This is a genomic window from Metapseudomonas resinovorans DSM 21078, assembly GCF_000423545.1.
GTDB classification, from domain to species: Bacteria; Pseudomonadota; Gammaproteobacteria; order Pseudomonadales; family Pseudomonadaceae; genus Metapseudomonas; species Metapseudomonas resinovorans.
This window is the reverse complement of the sequence record NZ_KE384034.1, coordinates 1-6,460: the sequence shown is the minus strand read 5'-3', so window position 1 is coordinate 6,460 and position 6,460 is coordinate 1. Positions and strand designations below refer to the sequence as shown.

The following is a 6,460-nucleotide window of genomic DNA, read 5'->3' as shown; positions in this document are numbered from 1 at the left end:
TGGTGGAGCTAGACGGGATCGAACCGTCGACCTCTTGCATGCCATGCAAGCGCTCTCCCAGCTGAGCTATAGCCCCGTCGCGAGGACGGGGCGCATATTAGGGGCGCCCCCTCCTGCTGTCAACACTATTTTTTCAACAACACGAACTTTTTTATCTGGAAGAACAACCACTTACCCAACCTCGGCCGATGCAGGGACCTCCCCGCACCAGCCGGCGGGCCATCACGCGATGGCCGCGAGCAGCTTCTCCCACTCCTTGGTTTCCTTCTTCGACACGCCACCGAGCAGCTCGATGGCCTGGCGCAGACGGAAGCGGCTGAGATCAGCCCCGAGGATTTCCATGGCGTCGAGTACCGATACCGAGCTGGCCTGGCCAGTGATGGCCGGGAACATCAGCGGCATGACATCACGCAGCTTGAGCTCCAGGCTTTCGGCCACGGCCTGGATGCAACCGGTGATGCGGTCCTTTTCCCACTGACGCAGGGATTCCAGCTTCCACAGCACCAACTGCATGACCTGACGCACCTGGTCCGGGCCGAGCTTCTTGTGCTCGAACAGTTTTGCATCCAGCGGCACGCCACCGGAGAAGAAGAAACCGGCCAGCGGCGCGATCTGGCTGAAGGTTTCCACCCTACCCTGCACGTGCGGCGCGATGCGCATCAGGTACTCGGGATTGAGCGCCCACTTCTGCACCTCGGCAGCGAAGCGTTCTACCGGCAGCTCCCGGATCCACTGACCGTTCAGCCAGGACAGCTTCTCCAGGTCGAAGATCGGACCACCCAGGGAAATGCGCGACAGATCGAAGTGCTCGACCATTTCGGCCAGGGAGAACTTCTCGCGCTCGTCCGGCATGGACCAACCCATGCGGCCAAGGTAGTTGAGCATCGCTTCTGGCAGGAAGCCCATGCGCTCATAGAAGGTGATGGATGTGGGGTTCTTGCGCTTGGACAGCTTGCTCTTGTCCGGATTGCGCAGCAGCGGCATGTAGCAGAGTTTGGGTTGTTCCCAGCCAAAGTACTCGTAGAGTTTGATCAGCTTGGGCGCCGAGGGCAGCCACTCTTCTCCACGCAGCACATGGGTGATGCCCATCAGGTGGTCATCCACCACGTTGGCGAGGAAATAGGTCGGCAAACCGTCAGTCTTCATCAGGACCTGCATGTCCATGCGATCCCACGGGATTTCCACATCACCACGGAGCAGGTCCGGCACCACGCAGACGCCTTCGGTTGGCACCTTCATCCGTACGACATGGGGTTCGCCGGCGGCAATACGCTTATCGGCATCGTCCTTGGGCAGGTGCATACAGTGGCCGTCGTAGCGCGGGGTTTCCTTGCGCTCGGTTTGCTCGGCGCGCAGCTTGTCCAGACGCTCTGAGGTGCAGAAGCAGGGGAAGGCATGACCCTTGTCCACCAGCTCCTGAGAGTACTTCTTGTAGATATCGCCACGTTCGCTCTGGCGATAGGGACCGTGCGGGCCACCGACATCAGGACCTTCATCCCACTCGATGCCCAGCCAGCGCAGCGCATCATAGATCTGCTGCTCGGACTCACGGGTAGAGCGCAGTTGGTCGGTATCTTCGATGCGCAGGATGAACTGACCGCCGTGCTGGCGCGCAAAACACAGGTTGAACAGGGCGATGTAGGCGGTGCCCACGTGCGGGTCGCCGGTGGGCGACGGCGCGATACGGGTACGGACGGTGGTCATGGATTGCTCTCGAAACAGGGGGACGATCAAAGGCGCGATCTTATCAGGCTGGCCGCCACGGGCTCCAGCAAGTGTCCTTCCTGCACCGGCAGGCTGCGCATCAGGAAGTCGAGGAAGGCCTTGACCTTCATTGCCTGGAACCGCCGAGACGGATAGACCGCATAAATTTCGCCGCTGGGCAGCCGCGCCTCGGGCAGCAGCTCGATCAGCTCACCGCGCTGCACGGCGGATTCGGTGAACATCAGCGGCAACGCCGCAATCCCGGCCCCCGCCAGAACCGCTTCGCGGGCGAAGGTAATGTTGTTGCAATAGAGGACGCGCTGACAGGGTACGTGTTCACCCAGCAGCATCCAGTAGCGTTGAGAGTCCTGCGGCAACAGTACCGCGCGGTGGCCAGCCAGCGCCTCCACTGTGCGCGGGGTGCCGTGGGCCGCCAGGTAGGCTGGGCTCGCGCAGAGCCGGCGACCACTCTCGAACAGCTTGCGGGCGATCAGGGTGGAATCCTGGGGCTGCCCGATCATGATGGCGATGTCCACGCCCTCCTCCAGCGGATCGACGTTGCGCGAGGTGATCTCCACTTCTGCCGTGATCTGCGGATACTGGCGCATGAAGCTGCCCAACACCTTGCCAAGGAACAATTGGCCAAACTCGATGGGCGCGGTCACACGCAGCAGACCGGACGGCTCCTGCTGCAACTGCATCACGGCCTGCTCGGCTTCGGCGAAGTCCAGCATGATCTGCCGGCAGCGCTCGTAGTAGGCCAGGCCAACTTCAGTCAAGCGAAGCTTGCGCGTGGTGCGGTTGAGCAGACGTACGCCGAGGCGCTCTTCCAGCAGCGCTATGCGCCTACTGACAGTCGACTTCTGCATGCCCAGGCTCTGAGCTGCCTGAGTAAAGCTGTGGCACTCGACTACGCGAGTGAAGATCAGCGCATCATCCAGCCCCATTATTGTTCCCTATAAGCAACAAAGTTTCTGAATTGTACTGGCTATTTGCCAGGGCGGAACACTGCTAGATTCGCAACATTCTGAAAAGACTTCGAGCAACGTTTTCCATGCCTGCCAAACTGCAACGCCGCCTGTTCGTCTTCATCGCCCTGGTGGCACTGGTCATTTCCGGGTTCTTCGTCCACTGGCTGCTGATCGGCCGCTTCGTCGAAAGCACCGACAACGCCTACGTCCAGGGCGAAATCACCCGCGTGTCCAGCCAACTTGGTGCCCGTATCGAAGAAGTGCTGGTCAGCGATAACCAGCAGGTGAAGAAAGGCGACCTGCTGGTCCGCCTGGAAGCCGACGACTTCAAGCTTGCCCTGGAACGCGCTCGCGCCCTGCTCGCCACCCGCGAGGCGGAGCTGGTCCAGGCACAAAGCAAGCTGGCCCAGCAATCCAGCACGATCGCCGCTAGCGAGGCGGACGTTGCGGCTAGCCAGGCCACCCTCGGACGCACCCAGATCGACCTGTCCCGCGCCCAGACGCTGCGCAAGCCGGGGTACATCTCCGAAGAGCGGGTCACTACGCTTTCCGCCGACTCGCGAGTTGCCCGCTCGCAAGTGGCCAAGGCCGAGGCCGACCTCAAAGCCCAGCGCCAGCAAGTGGATGCACTCAACGCAGAGATCAAGCGCCTCGATGCACAAATTGCCAATGCCCGCGCCGAAGTGGCCCAGGCCGAGCTGAATCTCGGCCGCACCGAAATCCGCTCCCCCATGGACGGGCGTGTCGGCCAGCGCGCTGCACGCAACGGCCAGTACGTACAGGTCGGCGCACACCTTCTTTCGTTAGTGCCGGATGCTGATATCTGGATCCAGGCCAACTTCAAGGAGACCCAGATCGAGCGCATGCAGCCCGGACAAACCGCCGTGCTGATCTTCGACAGCTTCCCCGATACGCCGATCGAAGGCCGAGTCGACAGCTTATTCGCCGCGTCCGGCGCGCAGTTCAGCCTGCTGCCGCCGGACAACGCCACCGGCAACTTCACCAAGGTGGTACAGCGCATGCCGGTGAAGCTGATCTTCGCCGCAGACAATCCGCTCAAGGGCCGAATCCGCCCGGGCATGTCCGTCCTCGTCAAAGTGCACCTGAAGGCCGAAAACCATGGCGGGTGACGCCCTGGTTCGCCCCACGGGCGAACCGTCCCGCCGTGACTGGATTGCGGTGATGAGCGCGATGCTCGGCGCCTTCATGGCGGTGTTGGACATTCAGATCACCAACTCTTCGCTCAAGGACATCCAGGGCGCACTCTCCGCGACCCTGGAAGAAGGTTCGTGGATTTCCACGTCCTATCTGGTGGCGGAAATCATCATGATTCCCCTCACCGCCTGGCTGGTGCAGTTGCTTTCGGCGCGACGACTGGCAGTCTGGGTATCCATCGGCTTCCTCATCTCGTCGCTCCTCTGCTCCCTGGCCTGGAGCCTGGAAAGCATGATCGTGTTCCGCGCAATGCAGGGTTTCACCGGCGGCGCGCTGATTCCGCTGGCCTTCACCCTGACACTGATCAAGCTGCCGGAGCACCACCGCGCCAAGGGCATGGCGCTGTTTGCTATTACCGCCACCTTCGCTCCCTCCATCGGCCCTACTCTGGGCGGCTGGCTGACGGAAAACTTCGGCTGGGAGTACATCTTCTACATCAACGTCCCGCCAGGCCTGCTGATGATCGCTGGCTTGCTCTACGGTCTGGAAAAGAAAGCGCCGCACTGGGAACTACTGAAACGCACCGACTACGCCGGCATCGTCACCTTGGGGCTAGGGCTCGGCTGCCTGCAGGTATTCCTTGAGGAAGGTCACCGCAAGGACTGGCTGGAGTCCGACCTGATCGTCGGCCTGGGCGGTACAGCGCTGATCAGCCTGATTCTTTTCGTGATCCTCCAGGTCTCGCGCCCCCACCCGCTGATCAACCTGGGCATCCTGAAGAACCGCAACTTTGGCCTGTCGAGCATTTCCAGCGTCGGCCTGGGCATGGGCCTCTACGGCTCCATCTATGTGCTGCCGCTGTATCTGGCGCAAATCCAGGGCTACAACGCGCTGCAGATCGGCGAGGTGATCATGTGGATGGGTGTTCCGCAGTTGTTCCTCATCCCGCTGGTACCCAAGCTGATGAAGGTGATCTCTCCCAAGTTGCTCTGCGCCCTGGGATTCGGTCTGTTTGGCTACGCCAGTTTTGCGTCCGGGGTACTCAATCCCGACTTCGCCGGGCCGCAGTTCAACCAGATCCAGATCATCCGCGCACTCGGACAGCCGTTGGTGATGGTGACCGTATCCCTGATCGCCACGGCCTACATCCAGCCTCAGGACGCCGGCTCAGCCTCCAGCCTGTTCAACATATTGCGCAACCTGGGCGGTGCCATCGGCATCGCTTTGCTCGCCACCCTGCTCGACGCCCGCGCCAAGGTTTACTTCGATTACCTGCGCGAATCCCTGGTGCCGAGCAACCCGCAAGTCGCTGAGCGCTTGGCCCTGTTGACGGAAAAGCTCGGCAGCGAGCAAGCGGCCCTCGGCAAACTCAGCGAGATCGCACACCAGCAGGCCAGCATCATGGCCTACAATGACGCCTTCCATTTCATCGGCATCGCCCTTGGCGTCAGCATGCTCGCTGTGCTGCTCACCCGCGCCCTGCCCGCCGGCTCCACCGGGGGCGCCAGCGCCGCCGCCCACTAATCCCGCGCCGGGCAACCGGCGCGTCGCGTTTCAGGCTGTACATGTCTTCCCACGCTGCAACCCGTCGCACCCTTCTCCTGATCGGTGCCTTCGCCATGATTTACATCGGCTGGGGCACCACCTACCTGGCCAACCACTTCCTCCTCCGTGAGCTTCCGCCTTTCGTTATCGCGACCCTGCGCTTCCTCTTCGCTGGCGTTCTCGCCCTGGGCTGGGTGCTGGCCAGCGGCAAGACCCAGGTACAACGCAGCGACCTGGGTGGCGCGCTGATCGGCGGCGTGCTGCTGATCGCAGTCGGCCAGGGCGCACTGATCTACGCCAACCAGTTTCTTCCCACCGGCATGCTGGCCATGCTTTACACCACCCTGCCCCTCTGGAGCGTCGCACTGGAATGGTTGCTGGACCGCCGCCCGCCACTCTGGGTCCTCTGCGGACTGGCCCTGGCCAGCGGCGGAATCGTGATGCTGATGGGCAACGGACTGGGAGATGCGGCGGGGTTCGACCAATGGTTCGCCGGCGGACTGGTGGTCATGGCCACCTTGCTCTGGGCCATCGGCGCCTGGCTGCTGCGGCTGCGCCCGCCCTTCCGCTCCAGCTGGATGGGCCTCAGCCTACAGATGCTGACAGGCACGCTGATACTGGCGGTATTCGGCCTCTGGCGCGGCGACTGGCATGGGGTGGAGTTGACCAACGTCAGCCTGAACGCCTGGCTCTGGATGGCGTATCTGGTGATCCCGGTCAGTCTGGGGGTCTACCCGGCCTACTTCTGGCTGCTGCGCGAAGTAAAGCCAAGCCTGGTATCGACCTTTGCCTTCGTGAACCCGGTGGTGGCCCTGCTGCTGGGCCTGTTGATCCTCGGCGAGCGACTTGACGCCACATCGCTGCTCGCGTGCCTGGCCACCCTCGCTGGCGTTGTGCTGATCATTTTCGGCCGCCGCTGAAGACAAACGAAATGGGCGCCTATCCAGACTGTGTGAAAACCTAGCCGTCTGAGTCGAAGCTGAAGACAATGCCCGTATCGATCGATACGGGCATTGTCGTTTATGGGCTACATCCAGGGAGAGGCGCGCGGTCAGGACAGCCTGTTTCCGCCGTCGTTGGACGAG

General features: G+C 62.2%; 5 protein-coding genes and 1 tRNA gene. 3 read left to right on the top strand and 3 right to left on the bottom strand.

All coding sequences use genetic code 11. The annotated features are described in order from the left end of the window. The 3 genes from G559_RS0127490 to G559_RS0127480 all read right to left on the bottom strand — a co-directional run bounded on the left by G559_RS0127490 (position 1) and on the right by G559_RS0127480 (position 2,651). Positions 1-76: transfer RNA gene (locus G559_RS0127490), tRNA-Ala, on the bottom strand. A gap of 146 nt (positions 77-222) precedes the next feature. Continuing rightward, a complete protein-coding gene (gene gltX / locus G559_RS0127485) occupies positions 223-1,704 on the bottom strand; it encodes a glutamate--tRNA ligase (RefSeq protein ID WP_028631310.1) in 1,482 nt (493 codons plus the stop codon). A gap of 26 nt (positions 1,705-1,730) precedes the next feature. Continuing rightward, positions 1,731-2,651, bottom strand: coding sequence for a LysR family transcriptional regulator (locus tag G559_RS0127480; protein WP_028631309.1), 921 nt, complete (start codon positions 2,649-2,651; stop codon positions 1,731-1,733). 107 nt (positions 2,652-2,758) lie between these two features. Between G559_RS0127480 and G559_RS0127475 the strand changes: the two genes are divergently transcribed. Genes G559_RS0127475 through G559_RS0127465 form a run of 3 tightly spaced genes read left to right on the top strand, consistent with a single transcriptional unit; the run spans position 2,759 to position 6,295 of the window. Next, entirely contained in the window at positions 2,759-3,805 is a 1,047-nt protein-coding gene (locus G559_RS0127475; protein ID WP_028631308.1) for an HlyD family secretion protein, read from the top strand. Further along, on the top strand, positions 3,795-5,354 hold the full coding sequence (locus G559_RS0127470; protein ID WP_028631307.1) for an MDR family MFS transporter: 1,560 nt from the start codon (positions 3,795-3,797) through the stop codon (positions 5,352-5,354). Before G559_RS0127475 ends, G559_RS0127470 begins: the two co-directional genes overlap by 11 nt. Before the next feature lie 41 nt (positions 5,355-5,395). After that, entirely contained in the window at positions 5,396-6,295 is a 900-nt protein-coding gene (locus G559_RS0127465; protein ID WP_028631306.1) for an EamA family transporter, read from the top strand. Positions 6,296-6,460: the final 165 nt, after the last annotated feature.

Bases quoted from the DNA above. Each gene is read 5' to 3' on its own strand.
- gltX (WP_028631310.1), bottom strand. From the start codon at position 1,704: ATGACCACCGTCCGTACCCGTATCGCGCCGTCGCCCACCGGCGACCCG.
- G559_RS0127480 (WP_028631309.1), bottom strand. From the start codon at position 2,651: ATGGGGCTGGATGATGCGCTGATCTTCACTCGCGTAGTCGAGTGCCAC.
- G559_RS0127475 (WP_028631308.1), top strand. From the start codon at position 2,759: ATGCCTGCCAAACTGCAACGCCGCCTGTTCGTCTTCATCGCCCTGGTG.
- G559_RS0127470 (WP_028631307.1), top strand. From the start codon at position 3,795: ATGGCGGGTGACGCCCTGGTTCGCCCCACGGGCGAACCGTCCCGCCGT.
- G559_RS0127465 (WP_028631306.1), top strand. From the start codon at position 5,396: ATGTCTTCCCACGCTGCAACCCGTCGCACCCTTCTCCTGATCGGTGCC.